The sequence below is a fragment of the Maribacter sp. genome (assembly GCA_020629415.1).
GTDB classification, from domain to species: Bacteria; Bacteroidota; Bacteroidia; order Flavobacteriales; family Flavobacteriaceae; genus Maribacter; species Maribacter huludaoensis.
In genome coordinates this window covers 25,172-45,115 of the sequence record JAHDDL010000027.1, presented here as the reverse complement: position 1 = coordinate 45,115, position 19,944 = coordinate 25,172, and the positions used below count along the sequence as shown (strand labels likewise).

Annotated in this window: 20 protein-coding genes; 10 read left to right on the top strand and 10 right to left on the bottom strand. The window is 36.5% G+C overall.

Annotation, left to right across the window (positions count from 1 at the left end; all coding sequences use genetic code 11):
* Positions 1–12 precede the first annotated feature (12 nt).
* Complete coding sequence (locus tag QZ657_RS11950; RefSeq protein WP_291967126.1) at positions 13–738, top strand: head GIN domain-containing protein; 726 nt, start codon at positions 13–15, stop codon at positions 736–738.
* Positions 739–783: 45 nt separating this feature from the next.
* Here QZ657_RS11950 and QZ657_RS11945 read toward each other — a convergent pair whose 3' ends face one another.
* From QZ657_RS11945 to glgB, 4 genes are all read right to left on the bottom strand, one after another.
* Positions 784–2,124 carry an MFS transporter gene (locus tag QZ657_RS11945; protein WP_291967124.1) on the bottom strand — a complete coding sequence of 447 codons (1,341 nt, stop codon included), beginning with the start codon at positions 2,122–2,124 and terminating at the stop codon, positions 784–786.
* 61 nt (positions 2,125–2,185) lie between these two features.
* On the bottom strand, positions 2,186–2,995 hold the full coding sequence (locus QZ657_RS11940; RefSeq protein ID WP_276472689.1) for a M48 family metallopeptidase: 810 nt from the start codon (positions 2,993–2,995) through the stop codon (positions 2,186–2,188).
* 36 nt (positions 2,996–3,031) lie between these two features.
* Complete coding sequence (locus QZ657_RS11935) at positions 3,032–5,434, bottom strand: glycoside hydrolase family 31 protein (protein WP_291963551.1); 2,403 nt, start codon at positions 5,432–5,434, stop codon at positions 3,032–3,034.
* Between the two features lie 82 nt (positions 5,435–5,516).
* Positions 5,517–7,412 (bottom strand): 1,4-alpha-glucan branching protein GlgB, encoded by a 1,896-nt coding sequence (glgB, locus tag QZ657_RS11930; RefSeq protein ID WP_291967122.1) that lies wholly within the window; start codon positions 7,410–7,412, stop codon positions 5,517–5,519.
* A gap of 173 nt (positions 7,413–7,585) precedes the next feature.
* Between glgB and QZ657_RS11925 the strand changes: the two genes are divergently transcribed.
* The 4 genes from QZ657_RS11925 to QZ657_RS11910 all read left to right on the top strand — a co-directional run bounded on the left by QZ657_RS11925 (position 7,586) and on the right by QZ657_RS11910 (position 10,708).
* Positions 7,586–8,158 (top strand): collagen-like protein, encoded by a 573-nt coding sequence (locus QZ657_RS11925; RefSeq protein ID WP_291967120.1) that lies wholly within the window; start codon positions 7,586–7,588, stop codon positions 8,156–8,158.
* Between the two features lie 159 nt (positions 8,159–8,317).
* Entirely contained in the window at positions 8,318–8,815 is a 498-nt protein-coding gene (gene msrB / locus QZ657_RS11920; protein ID WP_291967118.1) for a peptide-methionine (R)-S-oxide reductase MsrB, read from the top strand.
* 192 nt (positions 8,816–9,007) lie between these two features.
* Entirely contained in the window at positions 9,008–10,399 is a 1,392-nt protein-coding gene (lpdA, locus tag QZ657_RS11915; protein WP_291967116.1) for a dihydrolipoyl dehydrogenase, read from the top strand.
* A gap of 21 nt (positions 10,400–10,420) precedes the next feature.
* Positions 10,421–10,708, top strand: coding sequence for a DUF3817 domain-containing protein (locus tag QZ657_RS11910; RefSeq protein WP_291967115.1), 288 nt, complete (start codon positions 10,421–10,423; stop codon positions 10,706–10,708).
* A 118-nt stretch (positions 10,709–10,826) separates the two neighbouring features.
* Here QZ657_RS11910 and aroQ read toward each other — a convergent pair whose 3' ends face one another.
* Positions 10,827–11,243: a type II 3-dehydroquinate dehydratase gene (gene aroQ / locus QZ657_RS11905; protein WP_291967113.1), complete on the bottom strand. Its 417-nt coding sequence runs from the start codon at positions 11,241–11,243 to the stop codon at positions 10,827–10,829.
* A gap of 67 nt (positions 11,244–11,310) precedes the next feature.
* Entirely contained in the window at positions 11,311–11,829 is a 519-nt protein-coding gene (locus QZ657_RS11900; RefSeq protein WP_276472681.1) for an outer membrane beta-barrel protein, read from the bottom strand.
* Between the two features lie 211 nt (positions 11,830–12,040).
* Here QZ657_RS11900 and xerD point away from each other — a divergent pair, with 211 nt between their 5' ends.
* Positions 12,041–12,943, top strand: coding sequence for a site-specific tyrosine recombinase XerD (gene xerD / locus QZ657_RS11895; RefSeq protein ID WP_291967111.1), 903 nt, complete (start codon positions 12,041–12,043; stop codon positions 12,941–12,943).
* Here xerD and QZ657_RS11890 read toward each other — a convergent pair.
* On the bottom strand, positions 12,940–13,455 hold the full coding sequence (locus QZ657_RS11890; protein WP_291967109.1) for a hypothetical protein: 516 nt from the start codon (positions 13,453–13,455) through the stop codon (positions 12,940–12,942). The genes xerD and QZ657_RS11890 overlap by 4 nt on opposite strands.
* 137 nt (positions 13,456–13,592) lie before the next feature.
* The gene (locus tag QZ657_RS11885; protein ID WP_291967108.1) at positions 13,593–14,885 is read right to left on the bottom strand and encodes an NAD(P)/FAD-dependent oxidoreductase; all 1,293 of its coding nucleotides are present in this window, start codon (positions 14,883–14,885) and stop codon (positions 13,593–13,595) included.
* 100 nt (positions 14,886–14,985) lie between these two features.
* Here QZ657_RS11885 and QZ657_RS11880 point away from each other — a divergent pair, with 100 nt between their 5' ends.
* The 3 genes from QZ657_RS11880 to QZ657_RS11870 all read left to right on the top strand — a co-directional run bounded on the left by QZ657_RS11880 (position 14,986) and on the right by QZ657_RS11870 (position 17,687).
* Positions 14,986–16,413 carry an amidohydrolase gene (locus QZ657_RS11880; protein ID WP_291967106.1) on the top strand — a complete coding sequence of 476 codons (1,428 nt, stop codon included), beginning with the start codon at positions 14,986–14,988 and terminating at the stop codon, positions 16,411–16,413.
* Between the two features lie 124 nt (positions 16,414–16,537).
* The gene (locus tag QZ657_RS11875; protein ID WP_291967104.1) at positions 16,538–17,032 is read left to right on the top strand and encodes an RNA polymerase sigma factor; all 495 of its coding nucleotides are present in this window, start codon (positions 16,538–16,540) and stop codon (positions 17,030–17,032) included.
* Between the two features lie 4 nt (positions 17,033–17,036).
* Positions 17,037–17,687, top strand: a complete 651-nt coding sequence (locus QZ657_RS11870) for a hypothetical protein (protein ID WP_276472676.1) — start codon at positions 17,037–17,039, stop codon at positions 17,685–17,687.
* Here the strand turns inward: QZ657_RS11870 and QZ657_RS11865 are convergent.
* Together QZ657_RS11865 and QZ657_RS11860 are read right to left on the bottom strand one after the other, a co-directional pair.
* Complete coding sequence (locus QZ657_RS11865; protein WP_276472675.1) at positions 17,684–18,490, bottom strand: lysophospholipid acyltransferase family protein; 807 nt, start codon at positions 18,488–18,490, stop codon at positions 17,684–17,686. The two genes, QZ657_RS11870 and QZ657_RS11865, sit on opposite strands and share 4 nt — an antisense overlap.
* Positions 18,491–18,516: 26 nt before the next feature.
* The gene (locus QZ657_RS11860; RefSeq protein WP_291963768.1) at positions 18,517–19,158 is read right to left on the bottom strand and encodes an NUDIX hydrolase; all 642 of its coding nucleotides are present in this window, start codon (positions 19,156–19,158) and stop codon (positions 18,517–18,519) included.
* Between QZ657_RS11860 and QZ657_RS11855 the strand changes: the two genes are divergently transcribed.
* Positions 19,157–19,876 carry a peptidylprolyl isomerase gene (locus QZ657_RS11855; RefSeq protein ID WP_291967102.1) on the top strand — a complete coding sequence of 240 codons (720 nt, stop codon included), beginning with the start codon at positions 19,157–19,159 and terminating at the stop codon, positions 19,874–19,876. The two genes, QZ657_RS11860 and QZ657_RS11855, sit on opposite strands and share 2 nt — an antisense overlap.
* Positions 19,877–19,944 lie beyond the last annotated feature (68 nt).

Sequence of the window (19,944 nt, the reverse complement as noted above, 5' to 3'; positions counted from 1 at the left end):
AAAATGAAAATCATGAAAAAATTAAGTGTATTATTAAGTGCAGCATTAATCTCATTTTCTTGTTCTGCACAATGGGGAAAGACCATTAAAGGAAACGGAAACAATATTACCATTGAAAGAAATACCGGCGATTATGACGGAGTAGCAGTATCCGGCTGGTTTGATGTTGACTTGGTTTCTGGTAACGAAGGGGAGATTACCCTAAATGGCGAAGAAAACCTTTTAGAATATATTATTACAGAAGTAAAAGATGGAAAACTAATAATCAAGACGGAAAAAGGTGTTAATCTAAAAACCAGCAATTGGAAATCAAAAATTCTTATAACCGTTCCAGTAGAATCTATTGACCATGTTGCCCTATCAGGTTCAGGTGATATTGTTGGAAAAACAAAAATAAAAGCCGATAATTTCAGTACGGCAATGTCCGGTTCTGGAGATATTACACTAGATATAGATTCTAACTCACTTTCTACTTCAATGTCAGGGTCAGGCAATATAACTTTAAGTGGTACCACAAATAACTTTAAAGCTACTATCTCTGGTAGTGGAGACATAGAAGCCTATGATCTAGAAGCGGATAATGTGGAAGCTACAGTTTCCGGCTCTGCAGATATAGAAGTGACCGCAAACAAATCTATCAAAGCCCGTGTATCTGGCTCTGGTGATATTTCATATAAAGGCAATCCTAAAAAAGTAAATACCAAAACTTCTGGTTCTGGAGACATCTCCAAGGGATAAAAAATAAAATCAAAACAGCGAACAATCAATACAACGAAGCCTCTTTTAAAGAGGCTTTTTTGATTCATCGACTCTGAACAACAACAAAATACCGCCCAAAAAGAATATGAATAAAAACAGTATTGCATTTCGCATATTACTTACCTGGTCTATTATGGCAAAGAGTGCCATACCGATAACAATACCAATTTTCTCCGCAACATCATAAAAACTAAAATATGACGTAGTGTCCTCTGTTTCCGGTAAAAATTTTGAATATGTGGAACGGCCTAACGATTGTACACCTCCCATTACCAGACCAACAAATCCCGCCGCAATATAAAATTGCATGGGCGTTACCATAAAATATGCATAGATACAAAGCAACATCCAAATTGCATTTATTACGACTAGGGTTTTAATATTGCCATATGTATCAGAAGCCTTAGATGTTATTACAGCTCCCACTATAGCTACTAACTGTATGACCAAAACACTAATGATCAAACCTGTAGTTTTTTCACCATCCGTACCCCATGCAATTTCTTTTTCCCCAAAGTATACGGCAACTAGCATAATAGTTTGTACTGCCATACTAAATACAAAAAATGCATTTAAATAACGCTTTAATCTTTCGTTCTCTTTTAATTGAGCCCAGACAACCTTAAGCTCCTTAAGTCCTTTAAACAGGACATCTCGCGTTATTTTATGACCCTTGCCAACTCCCTTGGGCAATACCCAAAATGTATATTGACTAAAAATCAGCCACCACACACCAACTGTTATAAAAGAAATTCTCATAGCTTCTACCTTAGCCATATTTAACGTGTCTTCCGTTTCACCAATATCAAATCCGAACCATTCCGGTTTCATGACCATTGCCAGATTTAATAATAATAGAAGAACACTACCAAAATATCCTAATGAAAAACCTTTAGCACTAATACTATCTTGCTGATGTTCATAAGCTATATCTGGCAAATAAGAATTATAGAAAACAAGGCTACCCCAATACCCTATCAATCCCATAAAATAAAACAAAAGACTTAAATGAATTTGCCCAAGATCAAACCAATACAATCCAATACAACCAATGCTGCCCGTATAGCAAAAGAACTTCATAAACATTTTCTTATTACCAACGTAATCTGCTATACCTGATAATACTGGCGATAAAAAGGCTACTACAAGAAAGGTAAAAGCGGTAACGATAGAAATAAGTACCGTCTGTTTCATTTCAAAGCCAAAAGCAGAAACCAATTCCTCTTTATCGTCAAAGAGAGTTGCGTAATAAATGGGAAAAATAGAGGAAGCTATGGTCAAGGTATAAACTGAATTTGCCCAATCGTAAAAGGCCCATGCATTCAACAATTTTTTACTTCCTTTTGCAATAAGTGTCTTTCCCATATATAAAAATAAAAAGCCGTTCATTTCTGAACGGCTTCAATATACAATAATCCTTTACGTTTTACTTAAAATTTGTTACTCCAAATTTTGCTGCCTCCGCAGCGGCATCTGGTGCCCAAGCCGTTAGGTTATTTATTCTTGTATCATTTGAAGGGTGCGTGCTCATAAATTCCGGTGGAGCTTGTCCCCCACTGTTTGCCTTCATTCGTTTCCAAAGCTCTGCAGCTTCATAAGGATCATAACCGGCAATAGCCATAATCTGCAAACCAATTCTATCCGCTTCGGTCTCATGGCTTCTACTAAATGGAAGCATACCTAAATATTGCGTACCTACACCGTAGGCTTGGTTGAACAACCCTAAAGTCTGTTGGTTCTTAATTGCAACATTACCTGCCACAGCACCTAACTGTTGCAATGTACCTGCACTCATACGTTGTGCCCCATGATCTGCCAATGCATGGGCTACCTCATGACCCATAACTACGGCTACACCTGTTTCTGTTTGGGTAATTGGCAAAATACCGGTATAAAATACAATTTTACCCCCTGGCATACACCAAGCGTTTACCGTTTCATCTTTTACCAAATTATATTCCCATTTATAGTCAGCCAAATAACCCGGGTGCCCATTTGCGGTCAACCAACGCTCCGCAGCGCTTGAGATTCGCTGACCTACCCTTGTAATCATTTGAGCGTCTGCCGTACCGCTTACCACGTTGTTCTCTGTCAAGAACTGATCATATTGTGCAAATGCAGACGGAAACACCTGACTATTAGGATAAAAATTCAATGTTTTTTGACCTGTAAAGGGGTTAACCTTACAAGCGCTTACGCCTAAAAAGACGAATGCTATTAATACTAATTTTCTCATATTATTAAATTTAGTTAATGGTATTAAACTACAAAGTTATTGATTTCCTGATAAATGCAATAGCGTAAAATTTTTGTCTATAAGCAAATCATTACTTTCATTGGTTGCTATGGTATGCAACAGCACCTCTTCATTATCTATCATAACCTTATCAATTTTAAACGGTAGACCATGAAAATTTAGTCTCATTTTCTCATATTCCGTCTCAAAGGTGCCGTCCTTAAAAAGCTGTATGGTCAACGAATTATCCTTTCCTGTCAACTTATAATTACTTAAAGAATATCTTCCCTTCTTATAATCATAACCGTTGGCCGCATCTTCATACACCTCTGACGTTTCCGTACCTTCTTTGTAATATACTTCTAAAACCAATTCTTCAATCCTCTTTTCCCCAACATATTGTTGAATTGGATATTTTGGAATTATAGCGCCTGCTTTTACAAAAATTGGAAGCATATCTATTTCTGCCGTTACCCATTTCTCTTTTCCTCCTTCTACATGTTCGTTTGTCCAAAAGTCATACCAAAATCCTCTGGGAATGTACATTCTACGTCCTTGAGCATTAGGTTCCTGTATGGGGCAAACTAGTATTTTTTCTCCAAAAATAAATTCATCTGTCCTAAAATGGGTCTGGTTATCTTCTTGATCAAAGAACACTAAAGACTGAATCATGGGTATATTCTCTTTCGTGTACTTATAGAACATTGTGTACAGATAAGGCATTAATTGATAACGAAGGTTCACGAATTTTCTAACAATATCCGTAATTTCCGTACCAAACGACCATGGTTCTTGATCGCCATGATCACCACTTGAATGTACTCTACAAAAAGGATGAAAAATTCCTAATTGCACCCATCTTGCAAACAACTCTCCATCTGGCTGTTCCGCAAAGCCTCCAATGTCAGACCCCACAAAAGAATATCCACTTAAGCACATACGCTGTACCTGTACGTTGGCTATCCATAAATGTTCCCAAGTAGCCACATTATCTCCTGTCCAAGTAGAAGAATATCTTTGAGTACCCGCAAAGGCTGCCCTTGTGATTACAAATGGTCTTTTAGGATAAACATATTTTTTAACTCCCTCATAGGTAGCCCTAACCATTTGCATACCGTACACATTGTGTGCCTTACGATGTGTACAAGGGTGACCATCATAATCATGACGGGTATCTAACGGTGCCGTTTTTGTTGGTACCTCCATCACTGCGGGTTCGTTCATATCGTTCCAAACGGCATGCACGCCCAATTCTGACATAAACTCTTTATAAAGCTCTGCCCACCATTCCCTAACGGCAGGATTTGTGAAATCCGGAAAATTACATTCTCCAGGCCACACTTTACCATGCATTAAAGGACCATCTCCCCTTTTACAGAAATAGTCATTTTCCAAAGCTTCATTATAAATCCAGTAATTACGATCTACCTTTATACCCGGATCGATCATTACAACGGTTTTAAATCCGTCATCTTCTAACTCTTGAATCATTCGCTTTGGATCGGGAAAATGATTTTTATCCCAAGTAAAGCATCTAAAACCATCCATATAATCAATATCCAAATAAATGGCATCGCATGGTATTTGTAATTTTCTAAATTCGCTAGCTATCTCTTTTACATTACTCTCCGGATAGTAACTCCATTTAGACTGATGAAAACCTAAAGCCCACATAGGCGGTAACTCCGGTGTACCGGTAAGACTAGAATATGAACTAACTACCTTTGACATATCCGGACCAAAAATGAAATAATAATTCATTTCTCCACCATCTGCCCAAAAGCTCGTAATATTTCTTCGTTCTTGCGAAAAATCAAAACCTGTTCTAAAACTGTTATCAAAATAAATACCATAGGCTTTTCCCTTATTTAAGCCTACATAAAATGGTATTGCTTTGTAAAGCGGGTCTTGCTCTTTTGCAAATGCGAATTGATCGGTGACCCAATTTTCTACTCTTTTACCTTTTAAGTTACTATGCATGGCTTTATCGCCCATGCCGTAAAAACTTTCTCCTGATTGAGTTATTTTACTCAATTTTACGGTATTACCTCCGTACTCATAATTCTCTTCCCAATGAAAACCTAGTTCATCTTCGCAAATTATGTTGCCCTCCAAATCAGAAATTTGGGTTCTCAGGGTCATTTTGTCTACTAGGATACTTAACCTTGCCGTAGAAATAACATAGTCCGTATCATTTTCTACCACTTCCAATTTACTATAACCCATTGTGGCATCTGGATCTATGGCATATGAAAAATCTGGTTGAAAATTATAATTGGTAGCATATCTAAAGCGAATGATACTACCCCTTAATATGGTTATTTGCAAAACCACACCGTTGTCCGTAGTGAAATATAATTTATCTGAGTCTTGTGAAAATTCAACGATATGGTTTGGGTATAAATTACCTTTATACTCAAGCTCTGTATTTGTAATCATGAACTTTTATATTAATAAATATCAAATTATAATAACTACAGAAATACTAAAGAATTGCATAAACACTATGCAATTGACTAAGTTATTTCAGTATTACAATACCTAAAGGCGGAATTGTAATTTCAAACGATTTTTTAAACCCGTGCGATGGCTTACTAGATGATTTTACTTTGCTGTTAACATTACCGCCACCTCCATATTTGGTAGCATCACTATTTAAAACCTCTGTCAATTTCCCTTTTTTAGGATTACCTATCCTGTAATTCTCTCTTGGTATAGGGGTAAAATTACATGCTATGACCAAATCGTTCTCTTCGTCATGTCCTTTACGCACATAAGTTAAAACAGAATTTTCATGGTCACTATAATCTATCCACTGAAAGCCTTCTGGGCTAAATTGTTTTTCATACAAAGCCGGTGCGCTTTTGTATAAATGGTTTAAATCTTTTACAAAATCCTGAATTCCTTTATGCCCATTGTACTGTAACAAATGCCAGTCTAAACTTTGCTCAAAATTCCATTCTGCTGTTTGACCGAATTCACCGCCCATAAACATTAGTTTGGTACCCGGGTGCGTAAACATATACCCAAACAACAATCTTAGATTTGCAAAACGTTGCCATTCATCACCTGGCATTCTATATACCAACGACTGTTTGCCATAAACTACCTCATCATGTGAAAAAGGCAGCATGAAGTGCTCCGTAAAAGCGTAGGTCATACTAAAGGTTAGATCGTTTTGATGATGTTTTCTGTAGATAGGTTCTTTTTGAAAAAATTGTAATGTATCATGCATCCAACCCATCATCCATTTCATACCAAAACCCAAGCCACCATGTTCAACAGGTTTTGATACACCTGCAAATGCCGTAGATTCTTCTGCAATGGTCTGCACGCCATCAAAATTAGCATAAACGGCTTCGTTCAATTCTCGAATAAAGGACATTGCCTCTAAATTCTCGTTGTTACCGTACATATTAGGCTCCCACTCTCCTTCTTCCCTAGAATAGTCTAAATATAACATAGACGCAACTGCATCTACACGAAGGCCATCTACATGAAATTGATCTAACCAAAATAGGGCATTGCTTATAAGAAAGGCCCTAACCTCGTTTCTACCGTAGTTGAAGATCAAACTCTTCCAATCTGTATGGTAGCCTTTTCTTCTGTCCGGGTGCTCATACAAATTAGAACCGTCAAAAAAACCTAGACCATGGGCATCCTCTGGAAAATGAGACGGCACCCAATCTAAAATTACACCTATATCGTTCTGGTGAAAAGTGTCTACCAAAAACTTAAATTCTTCTGGAGAACCAAATCTTGACGTTGGCGCAAAATAACCGGTAAGCTGATATCCCCAAGATGGATCGTAAGGATATTCCATTACCGGCATAAATTCTACATGGGTATACCCCATTTCCTTTACATAATTTACAAGGTCTACCGCAAACTGTTTATAGGTCAAAAATTTGTTGCCGGCTTTCTTCTTCCACGACCCCAAATGGACTTCATATACGGAATAGGGTTTATCCAACCCGTTTTTATCTTTTCTATACCCCATCCAAGCATCATCTTTCCAATCATGTTCTGCAGTCCAGATTATAGACGCCGTATTTGGCGGATGCTCACAATACCTGGCAAAAGGATCTGCCTTCTCAGTCCAAATATCATTATTGTTAGACTGTATTTTATATTTATAGATCTCACCCTTTCCAATATTGGGAATAAATCCTTCCCAAATACCGCTAGAATCCCATCTAACATTTAATTGGTGTTCTGTTGCATTCCAAGAATTAAAATTACCTACAACTGAAACAGATTTTGCAGAAGGAGCCCACACAGCAAAGTACGTACCGGCTACACCATCAACTTCTACCAAATGTGAACCCAACTTTTCATACAGTCGATAATGCTTTCCTCCTTTAAAAAGATCAATATCAAAATCTGTGAAAAGTGAGTGAACTTGTACGTTAGGCATATGGAGTGTTTATTTTTGTAAAGCTAACCATCTTTTATAGACGACCGACTTTAATTATTTTTTGTTGAAAATATAAAGGTTAATATCCGATTTAAATATCTAAATACCAAAAATGGAACGCTTTTTGAAATAACTTTCAAAAATTAAAACTCAAACCGAAAAATTATAACATTATGAGAAAACTGAATTTATTTATTGGAGTACTTGCCGCCTTATTTATAATTTCCTGTGAAGGACCACAGGGACCTCCTGGTTTTGACGGCTTTGATGGCGTGGATGGTTTGGATGGTCTTGACGGCCAGGACGGGATAAACATTCTAGGTAAGGTAATGGACATTGAAGGTACCTTTACTTTAGAAAACGACTATTCTATATTTTATGAGTTTCCGCAAACGGTAGAAGTTTTTGAAACTGATGTAGTTTTGGTTTATATGCTTTGGGACGTAACCGAAGACAGCAATGGTGGATCTGTTGATATTTGGAGATTGATGCCACAAACAAGAATTTTAGATCAAGGGTTGCTACAATACAACTTTGACTATACCTTTTTAGATGTAAACATATTCTTAGAGTCAGATTTTGACCTTTCAACTTTACAGCCTGGCGATACTGACAATCAAGTTTTTAGAATTGCCGTTTTACCAGCAGAATCAACAACTGGAAAATTAGATACTTCTAACATCAATTCTGTAATGGCACATTTGGGTGTTACCGAAGATGATGTACAGAAAGTAACCTTACAATAATATCCCTGGGTAATTAACCTATTTAAGCTAAAGCCTTTGAGCATTTCTCAAAGGCTTTTTTATACCCATTTATTAAAACTTTAACTCTAAAAACCTCGTAGATATAATACCTTGAAAGGAATTGATAATTTCACCGACAGAAATAAAAAAATTGAAAAGATGAAAATAAATATTCTAAGTGCCCTATTGGTACTTTTTGTAAGTTGTAAGGGTACATCACAAGAAAAAGAAGTAGCCACCAAAACAGAAGCAGGTGATAAAAAAGAATTTGCTATACAAAAAACCAATAGTGAATGGAAAAAAGAATTGACAGATGCCGAATATTACGTACTACGGGAAGCTGCTACAGAAAATCCGTTTACAAGCGAGCTTTTAAAGAATAAAGAAAAAGGGACATACGTTTGTGCCGCATGCGCAACGCCACTATTTAAAAGTTATACCAAATTTGACTCAGGTACCGGATGGCCAAGCTTCTTTGAGGAGATAAAAGGCAACGTTGCCTATGATGTTGATTATAAAATTGGTTACAAAAGAACCGAGGAACATTGTGCTACCTGCGGTGGTCATTTAGGCCATGTATTTGAAGATGGCCCAGAACCAACCGGTCTACGACACTGTATAAATGGTGTTGCCTTAGATTTTGTGCCGGCAGAATAGTATTGGAATAAATTAAAAAAAAGAGACTTGATTAAGTCTCTTTTTTATTCCTATCATTCATATTAAAATAGTATTGGCACTGTTTTAAAATATCACAATTTCAACATAAAGGTCATATTTTAAAAACCTACAATCAATCTCAATTAGGTTTTGTATTTTTGCACTTCAATTAAAACTACAAAAAATCAAAATATGAGCACTTTCGATATTATCGTTTTAGGTAGTGGTCCAGGCGGATATGTTACCGCTATTAGGGCCGCACAATTAGGCTTTAAGACTGCCATTATTGAAAAAGAAAGTTTAGGCGGCGTTTGCTTAAATTGGGGTTGTATACCTACCAAAGCTTTGTTGAAATCTGCACAAGTATTTGAATACTTGAAACATGCAGAAGATTACGGTTTAAAAATTAAAGGTGCAGATAAAGATTTTGATGCCGTTGTAAAAAGAAGTCGCGGTGTTGCCGACGGAATGAGCAAAGGTGTTCAATTCTTGATGAAAAAGAATAAAATTGAAGTAATTAAAGGTTACGGTACTTTAAAACCAGGAAAGAAAGTTTCTGTCAAGGCTGAAGATGGTTCTACTTCTGAGTACAGTGCAACTAATATCATTATCGCTACCGGTGCAAGAAGCCGTGAACTACCTAGCTTACCACAAGATGGCAAGAAGATTATAGGGTACAGACAGGCAATGACCCTGGAAAAGCAACCAAAGAAAATGATCGTTGTTGGTAGTGGTGCAATCGGTATAGAGTTCGCTTACTTCTACAACTCTATGGGAACCGAGGTTACCGTTGTTGAATATTTACCTAACATTGTTCCTGTTGAAGATGAAGACGTTTCCAAACAATTAGAAAGAAGCTTTAAAAAAGCTGGAGTTAAGATTATGACTTCTGCAGAAGTTACTTCTGTTGATACTTCTGGTGACGGGGTAAAGGCTACGGTAAAAACAGCTAAAGGCGAAAAAGTTCTTGAAGCTGACATAGTACTGTCTGCAGTTGGTATTAAAACCAATATAGAAAATATAGGCTTAGAAGATGTTGGTATCGCTACCGACAGAGATAAAATTTTGGTAAATGATTATTACCAAACGAACATACCAGGATACTTTGCTATTGGTGATGTTACACCTGGCCCAGCACTTGCACATGTTGCCTCTGCCGAAGGTATCTTATGTGTTGAGAAAATAGCGGACATGCATGTTGAGCCATTGGATTACGGCAATATACCGGGTTGTACTTACTGTTCTCCTGAAATTGCTTCTGTTGGTTTGACGGAAAAACAAGCTAGAGAAAAAGGTATTGACATAAAAGTTGGTAAATTTCCTTTCTCTGCAAGTGGTAAGGCCAAAGCTGCGGGTGCTTATGAAGGATTCGTTAAGGTTATCTATGATGCCAAGTACGGTGAATGGCTAGGTTGTCATATGATCGGTGCTGGTGTTACAGATATGATTGCAGAAGCAGTTTTGGGCCGTAAACTTGAAACTACGGGACACGAAGTGTTAAAAGCAGTTCATCCTCACCCAACTATGAGCGAAGCTGTTATGGAGGCAACTGCAGCTGCTTATGACGAGGTTATTCACTTATAATTAATTACAATTTAGTATAGCATGTTAAAATTATTTCGAGCAACGGCAATTTTAGAAGGAATTTCCTATTTGGCGTTGTTCGGAGTAACCATGCCATTAAAATATTGGGCAGAAATACCAGAACCCAATAAATACGTTGGCTACGCCCACGGCGTACTTTTTATCGCTTTCATAGCATTAACGTTAATAGTCGGTTTTACCCATAAGTGGTCATTTAAGAAAGTTTTCATTTTTGGTATAGCTTCCCTTCTACCCTTTGCAACGTTCTACGTAGAAGAGAAATATTTAAGACCTGAAGACAACTCTTAAGGCTCATTCCCCATTTCATCATTACTATCTTGTATAAGAAATGATCAAAATGGCTCTTAAAATCCATTTTAAAAATATAGAAGTAGGTACTAAAAGTGCTTTTTAAATATTAGGCTAGTTAAAATAAAAAGCTCTCAATAGCCAAATCATAACTTTTTAATCCAAAACCAAGTATAACACCACTTGCTGCTGGAGAAATATAAGATATATGCCTAAACTCTTCGCGCTGGTGTGTATTAGATATATGAACTTCTATTACAGGAGTTTCAATTGCTTTTACGGCATCACCAATGCCTACTGATGTATGTGTATATGCCGCTGCGTTCAACACGATACCATCATAAGAAAAGCCGGTTTCCTGTATTTTAGAAATCAACTCACCTTCAATATTTGATTGAAAATATTCCAATTCAACATTTTTATATTTGAATTGTAGTTTTGAAAAGTAATCTTCAAAAGTTTCTGAACCGTATACTTCTGGCTCCCTTTTTCCTAAAAGATTTAGATTGGGACCATTTATAATGATAATCTTCATATTTCAAAAATAACGAATGTTACCTTACAATGAATTAGAAATACTAGAAGTAAACTAAAGTATTTCTCTAGCGACGGGTTCTATACTTAGGCTCAAAATTATAAACGATACCCAAAGTAACTGTAGACCAAGTGGTATCCTCAACATCAATACCTGTATAGGACAAGTTAACCTCTACACTTGAACTCATTAAATATGCAATTGTAGGTCTATAATAAAGACCACCTTCATTACCATCATTTACACCCATGGCATAACCTATATTTCCACCAAATGAAAAATAGTTTGATGTCCAAAAACGAACACCGGCAGACAATGGTAAAAATTGTACAGCTTCTTGTTCTTCCCTAACAATGGTTGTTTGAAACGTTTCTGCAAAACCATGTATATAACCTACTGCAGGACCAACATCTACCACCTCGCCTAATGGATACATATATGAGAAATCTGCCGCAAGTACAACACTTACCGCTTCATTATAATCATCTAGAGGAATACCGCCTTGAATTCCGAATTTAAACCCTTCTTGAGCAAAAATTCCGGTTGAAAGACCTAAGGCTAATAATAAAATGAAATACTTATTCATGGTTTGATCGGTTTGTTTTCTGCAAAAATAAAGGTAAGACTATGGTTACCGGCATATTTGTTGTGAATGCCATTAAAGTAGTTGTGCATCTTACATTTAAATAGGTTGCATAAAATATGAACCAAAGAATCTAACCTACCTCTTATCATTTTCACAGTTATAGAATATATATTATACCCAACAGAAATAATGTATTCTTTATCTTTAAACCATGAAATGGAAACATGCGCTGAAAGATTATATCACCTACCTTAAACTTGAACGTGGTCTATCTAAAAACTCTATTCAGAGCTATTCTATGGATATTGAAAAATTGATGTCCTTTCTTGAAACCCATGACATTAATACCACTCCAATTCTTATTGACAAAAACACTGTACAACAGTTTATTTATGAAATTGCCAAGGTGGTGAACCCAAGGTCTCAAGCACGTATCATATCTGGACTTAAAAGTTTTTTTAATTATTTAATTTTTGAAGATTACCGCAAAGACAATCCCTTAGATTTAATTGAATCTCCTAAAATTGGACGCAAATTACCTGATACACTTTCTGAAAATGAAATAGACAAATTAATAAGCGCCATTGATTTAAGTTCTGCAGAAGGTGAACGTAATAGGGCTATGCTAGAAACTTTATATGGTTGTGGACTACGGGTTTCCGAACTTATCGGGTTAAAGATATCCGACTTATATTTTGAAGAAGACTTTATTAAAGTTACGGGTAAAGGTGACAAACAACGCTTTGTACCAATAAGCGCTGTCAATAAAAAATACATTGATATTTATAGAAATGAAGTAAGAGTCCATTTAAATATCAAAGAAGGTTATCAAGACATTCTTTTTCTTAACCGACGCGGCAGGCAACTTACCAGAGCAATGATATTTACCATTGTAAAGAATTTAGCGGTAACAATCGGGTTGCAAAAAAGTATAAGTCCACACACCTTTAGACATTCCTTTGCTACGCATTTACTTGAAAATGGAGCCGATTTAAGATCAATTCAGCAAATGTTAGGCCATGAAAGTATTACCACTACAGAAATATATATGCATGTAGACCGCTCTCATTTAGCCGAGATCATGAATACCTACCACCCAAGAAAGAGTTATTAAAATTTCAATTTACTACCAATGGTATAAACAGATGGTATTACAAATTGAGCTTCACCAAAAGCACCAATGGTAGATTGGTTTAATTGTACATTACTTTTCAATTCAATCATAAAATTCTCACTTACATCATAACCAGCACCAGCTACAAAACCAAGACGATACGGTGTTTGCCCGACTCCCGCATTTTCTGTAGCTATCTCTGCTTCTACACCACCCAGTAAATATAATCGCTTATTCAAATACACTTTAGCTAATACGCTAGATCTAAATCTTTCACTTAAAATATATGTATCATAAAAACCTTGAAGTTCTAATTGAAACGATTTTGAAATACCATATTTCAACATAAAAGACTTATGAATATCACCAATTGCAGATATAGGGTACGCGTGCCCTGTAATTGATAATCCAGATAGTGAAGATGGTAAATTTGTTACTGGTGGTTCTTCTATTGTCTGACCCTTTGAAACAATTACAAACAAGAATAGAAAACTATGCATAAGAACTTTCATAGGTCAAAAATCGGTTTTTGAAATAAATTCCTACAAAAGATATTTCAATAATAGGACCTAACGAAATACTTAGCAAAAAATTAACTCTTACACAAAAAAACGCTTCGTACTGTAATGCAATTGTTTATCAGTGTTTATTAATCCTTAAACTGGCTGTAATCTCTTTTATACGGGCGTATTATCAAACGTGCCTCGCGATCAAACCGAATATAATTATACACCCAGTTTATAAATACTACCATTCTATTCCTAAAGCCGATCAAAAAGAACAGATGAACGAACATCCAAACAAACCAGGCAAAAACACCTTGGAACCTAAATTTCTTAATATCACAAACCGCTTTGTTTCTACCAATGGTAGCCATGCTTCCTTTATCAAAATAGACAAAGGGTTTCATTGGTTTGTTCTCTATTAAATTTACTAAATTTTCACCCAATAGTTTGCCCTGCTGAATTGCCGGTTGTGCCACCATTGGATGGCCACGAGGGTTATCTTCGGTAGCCATGCAAGCTATATCACCTATTGCAAAAATATTAGGATGTCCTACAACCTGGTTAAATTCATTGACATTTATTCTATTTCCACCTGCAATAAAATCTTCGGCATCCAACCCTTTAATACCGGCCCCTTTCACTCCTGCCGCCCAAACCACGGTTGCAGCATCAAACTTTAAATCAGTTTTAGTGGTAACCGTTTTACCATCATACCCGGTAACCCGAACTCCTTTCCATACTTGAACCCCAAGTTTTTCTAAAAAATCTTCTGCCTTTTTAGATGCTTGCGCACTAAAACCTGGCAATAAGCAATCCCCACCTTGTACAATATTTATCTGGGCCCTTCTAGTATCCAAATCCGGATAATCTTTTGGCAATATCCCTTTTTTAATTTCTGCCAATGCCCCGGACAATTCTACACCGGTAGGCCCGCCACCTACGATCACAAAATTCATCAACGCATCTCTTTCGTGATAATCATCTGTTAAAAGCGCTTGTTCAAAATTCTCTAAGATTAAACTACGAAGATTCAACGATTGTGGAATAGATTTCATGGACATAGCATTCTTTTCAATCTCCTTATTGCCAAAGAAATTGGTCTCAGAACCGGTTGCCACCACTAAATAGTCAAAACTAATATCCCCAATGTTTGTATTCACCTTTTTATTTGCGGTATCTATATAATCAACCTCCGCCAAACGAAAATAAAAATTGTCGTATCCGATCAATACCTTACGTAATGGGTACGCTATAGAATCCGGCTCAAGACCACCAGTTGATACTTGATACAATAAAGGTTGAAAAGTATGGTAATTGTTCCTATCGATAAGAACTACCTGTACTTCTTGTTTACTTAATTTTTTAGCCAGAGAAACTCCGCCAAAACCACCTCCTATAATTACGATTCTAGGATAGCTTGAAAGGGGTATGTTCATAGTATAAATACTTAAATGCTAAATTAAACAAATGGACTCCTACTTTAAAATAATAATGTGTTTTTAGTATCTTTAAGCTCTAACTCAAACAAACACAAAAATGCGTAACTCCCTTATTTTATTGGCGATACTCGGTACTACCGTTTATTCGCTGAACGCTCAAAAGAGCGAAAAGGATATTATTAAAAATTTAGAGCAAAAAAGTGAAGATTACGGAACAATAGCCCAGAATATTTGGGAATTCGCAGAAATGGGATACCAAGAAGAACAAAGTTCCGATCTTCTTCAAACAACATTGAAAAATGCCGGTTTTACCATTAAGAAGGGAGTTGCAGGTATACCAACGGCATTTATAGCGGAATATGGCAGCGGCAGCCCTGTAATTGCCATTATGGGCGAATACGATGCACTACCGGGCCTTTCCCAAAAAGCGGTTCCAGAAAAAGAATCTGCAGGTGCTGCGGCTGGTCACGCATGCGGTCACCATTTATTTGGCACAGCCTCTACAGCTGCTGCCATATCTACTAAAGATTGGCTAGAAGCAAACAAATCTAAAGGTACTATTCGCTTTTACGGTACACCTGCGGAAGAAGGTGGATCAGGAAAGGTATATATGGTTCGTGAAGGACTTTTTAACGATGTAGACATTGCTTTACATTGGCATCCTGGAGCCCAAAATGCTGCAAGTGCCGGTGCTGCTTTGGCAAACAAGTCGGCTAAATTTAGATTTCATGGTATTTCCGCTCATGCCGCAGCATCACCTGACAAAGGGCGTTCAGCATTAGATGGTGTTGAAGCTATGAACATGATGATCAATATGATGCGTGAACACATTCCACAAGAAGCTAGAATCCATTATGTAATTACAGATGGCGGTAAAGCACCGAACGTTATTCCTGATTTTGCGGAAGTATATTATTACGCTCGCCACAATAGACGTGACGTAGTTATAGAAATTTTTGACCGCATGGTAAAAGCTGCCGAAGGTGCCGCACTAGGTACCGGTACTACTATGGATTATGAAATGATCGGTGGTACACATGAGTTATTGCCAAACCTTACTTTACAAAAAGTGATGCATGATAACTTATCTGAAATAGGCGGAATAGATTATTCTGACGAAGAAAAAGTCTTTGCAGACAAAATAGCAAAAACCTTGGGCCAAGAAAAGGCCGATTTTGCTACCGCTAAAAATGTACAGCCTTATAAGACAGAAGCTAAAGCATTTGGATCTACTGACGTTGGCGATGTTAGTTTTACCGTACCAACGGTTGGCTTTAGTACAGCAACATGGGTACCGGGCACGCCGGCACATAGCTGGCAAGCTGTTGCCGCCGGCGGAACTTCTATTGGCAATAAGGGTATGATGATCGCTGCAAAAACATTGACCATGACAGCAATAGATTTATTTAAGGACAAGAAACTAGTGGCAGCGGCCAAAACTGAGTTCTTAGAAAAAAGAGGGGCAGATTTTAAGTATATTCCGCTTTTGGGGGATAGAGCTCCAGCACTAGATTACAGAAAATAATTCTAAAAAAATATATTATAAAAAGTGCCAAAGTCAATTTTGGCACTTTTTTTATTTTATTAAAGAATTCTTGTAACAAAATAGACTTTTGCTAGACTAACAAGCTAACAACAACCAACCAATAGTGAAGAAAGACCTTGAACACAAATTTGTGACCGAGTTACAGGATAATCAAAATATTGTCCATAAAGTCTGTACCCTGTACACAAATGACCGCGACTCTCACAATGATCTGTTTCAAGAAATTACTATTCAACTATGGAAAGCGTATCCTAAATTTAGGGGAGATGCAAAGTTTAGTACATGGATGTATCGTGTGGCATTGAACACCGCCATTACGTTATACCGAAAAAATAAAAGAAGAATTGATACCGCCGATTATGAGTCTATTATTTTTAAAATAAGGGCAGATGAGTATGACGAGACCGAAGAATTGCAATTAAAGCTTATGTATAAAGCCGTTAAGCAATTGAACGATGTTGACAAAGCTTTGGTTTTTTTATATCTGGAGGATAAAAATTATACTGAAATTTCAGAAACTTTGGGTATTACCGAAGTAAATGCACGTGTGAAGATGAACCGTATCAAAACAAAATTAAGAACCATTTTGAATCCATAAGCATATGACGGACGAACTGGAATTATTGAAAAAAGACTGGCAGAAAAAGGAATTTAACGTTCCTAAATTGAGCTATGATGAAATACATAAAATGATATGGAAGAAATCTTCCTCTATTGTAAAATGGATTCTCATCATTAGCATTTTAGAATTTACCGTACCTCAACTATTGTATCTTCTACCATCGTTTCAAGAGGGCATGGAAATCTATGAGAATATAGGTATTGCCAAATACTTAAAAGTATTATCTGGCTTAACTTATTTGGTAGCATTTTACTTTATCTTCCAATTTTACAAAAGGTTTAAGGAAATTTCAGTTTTAGATAATTCCAAGAACTTGATGAAGAAAATAATAAAGACCAGAAAGACCGTTAAACACTACGTCATCTTTTCTTTATCCATGATTATGGTTACCATAATCGTAATGATTATTGGTGTCTATTTAAACGACAATATTATTTCTGCTTTTCCTGAACTAAAAGATAGTCTAGAAAACATATCTGCAGAAAAACTAAAAATAACCGTAATGCTTTCCATAGGTATTTTTGGTATTATCTTAACTTTGGTAATGGGCGGAATATACTTTTTACTCTATGGCCTGCTACTTAGAAAACTGAAGAAAAATTATAGTGAACTAAAACATTTGGCAGTTTAAGACTGTCTCCATTTTCGTTGTTTGTTCTCTTCTTCAACAGCCAATAAATCTTTCTTAGAGATTACCTTTAAAAATGAGGGATGCTGCTCTATGGCATATTCTAATTTTTCAATAATAGATTCTGAAGATTCATTTTCATAATCTATTTGTAACGGCTCTTTAATAACCATAGATTGAAGAATTCCCTTTTTCTTGACACGCAATCCTTTTTTATCAAAAGAACGTCTAAATCCATCAATAACCACTGGTACCACTACTGGTTTATATTTTTTAATAATATGTGCAGTTCCTTTTCTTAAAGGTTTCCAAGGTGTAGTGGTTCCTTGAGGGAAAGTAATTACCCAACCATCGTTTAAAGCTTTACCAATACTAGAGATATCACTCATTTTTACTTGACGCTTAACATCTTTACCTTCAGATCTCCAAGTTCTCTCTACACTAACAGAACCGGCATAGGCCATAATCTTGGTCAAAAGACTTTTTCTCATAGTCTCTGCCGCCGCAACATAATACATATTCAATTTAGGCTGCCAAATATACCCTAGGTTTTTAATGGAATCTTCCCTACCGCTTAAACTAGCGTTGAATACATGGAACATTGCTACAACATCTGCAAAATACGTTTGATGGTTACTTACGAACAATACATTCTTATCTGGCAGATTTCTAATAATATCCGAACCTTCGATCTCTAACGTATTAAATCTTTTATAACGCTGATGCGAAAGCACTGCCAATATTCTAATTAGCCACTTTTTAATGAATAAGTTATGCCCAAAAGGGTTTTTATCAAATAATCCCATAGAATGCTAAAATAAATAAATATGACTTACAACACCTGCTTTAATAACTCTTTAATCTCATTCAGCATCATTGCCGTTGCTCCCCAAACTATATAACCGTTTAATTTAAAGGCAGGTACTTCAATGTCTACGGCATAAGAGGTGGTAATTTTTTTACTAACTACTTTTGCTTCGTCCAAAAAATCATGTACCGGTACTTCTAAGATCAATTCTACTTCTGACTCTTGTTTTACAAAAGGTTTTGGCTCTTTATATAAGCCAATATAGGGCTGTACAATGAAATTGCTTGGTGGTATAAATATTTCGGATATTTCCTTTACCAAGGTAACATCGTTGGGGGCTACCCCTACTTCTTCATAAGTTTCCCTAAGTGCCGTGGTCAGTAGGCCATCATCTGTCTTCTCTGCTTTACCACCCGGAAAACCTACTTGGTTAGAATGAACACCTTCATACGTTTTTCGTAATATCAACAGTAAATTGGTGTTTTTATTTACCGTTGGATAAAACAATGCCATAACTGCGGCCTTCCTTGGGTTCTTCTTTTTTAGATTTATTCTTTGTAAATCTTCAATTCTACTTTCTGGAGCCATTTTGTACTGCGAAGCTTCTCCCGGTAGCGGCAGATCCTTTATTTTTGATATTCGTTGTTCAAAAAAATTGAAATCCATGCGTTCACTTAAATTCTATTTATCGCTTTTTGTGGCTACAGTCACTTTTGCTAGCTGCAAAGATACCCCTAAGAAAGCAGACAGCACAACTTCTAACGCTACACCTACTATAGACTCTACTAAAATTACGGAAAAAGAGGTTATTAAAGATGCGCAAGAAGAAGCTTTTGAACTTACCGAGGACAATGCCATAGACTTCTTTTTTAACTATGAAAAAACTTTAAAATCAAACAAAGTTAAGATTACCACCAGCTTAGGTAGCTTTACCATAGAATTATATGAGAACGTACCCTACCACAGGGCCAATTTCATTTACCTTACCGAAAACGGATATTTTGATTACACTCAATTTCATAGGGTAGTTAAAAATTTTATTATTCAAGGCGGAAATTCAGACGATGAAAGAACCGGAAAAAAAAGAAATGATCTAGGAAGATATCTTTTACCGCCAGATACACGAAAAGGCCATAAGCACCATCGAGGTACGGTTTCTATGCCAAGTAGTGAAATGGACAACCCACACATGTTAGCAAGCCCATTTGAGTTTTTTATCGTGGTAACCGATCCGGGCTCTTATCATTTAGATGACGAATACACACCTTTTGGAAGAGTGATAGAAGGCATGGATGTAGTGGATAAAATTAACAATGTGCCTGTAGAAAAAGGAGATTGGCCGTTACAGAACATTTATATTGAAAAAGCCGAAGTTTTAGAGTAACAGTTGGTTGTTGGTTGTTGGTTGTTGGTTGTTGGTTGTTGGTTGTTGGTTGTTGGTTGAAATTTAGC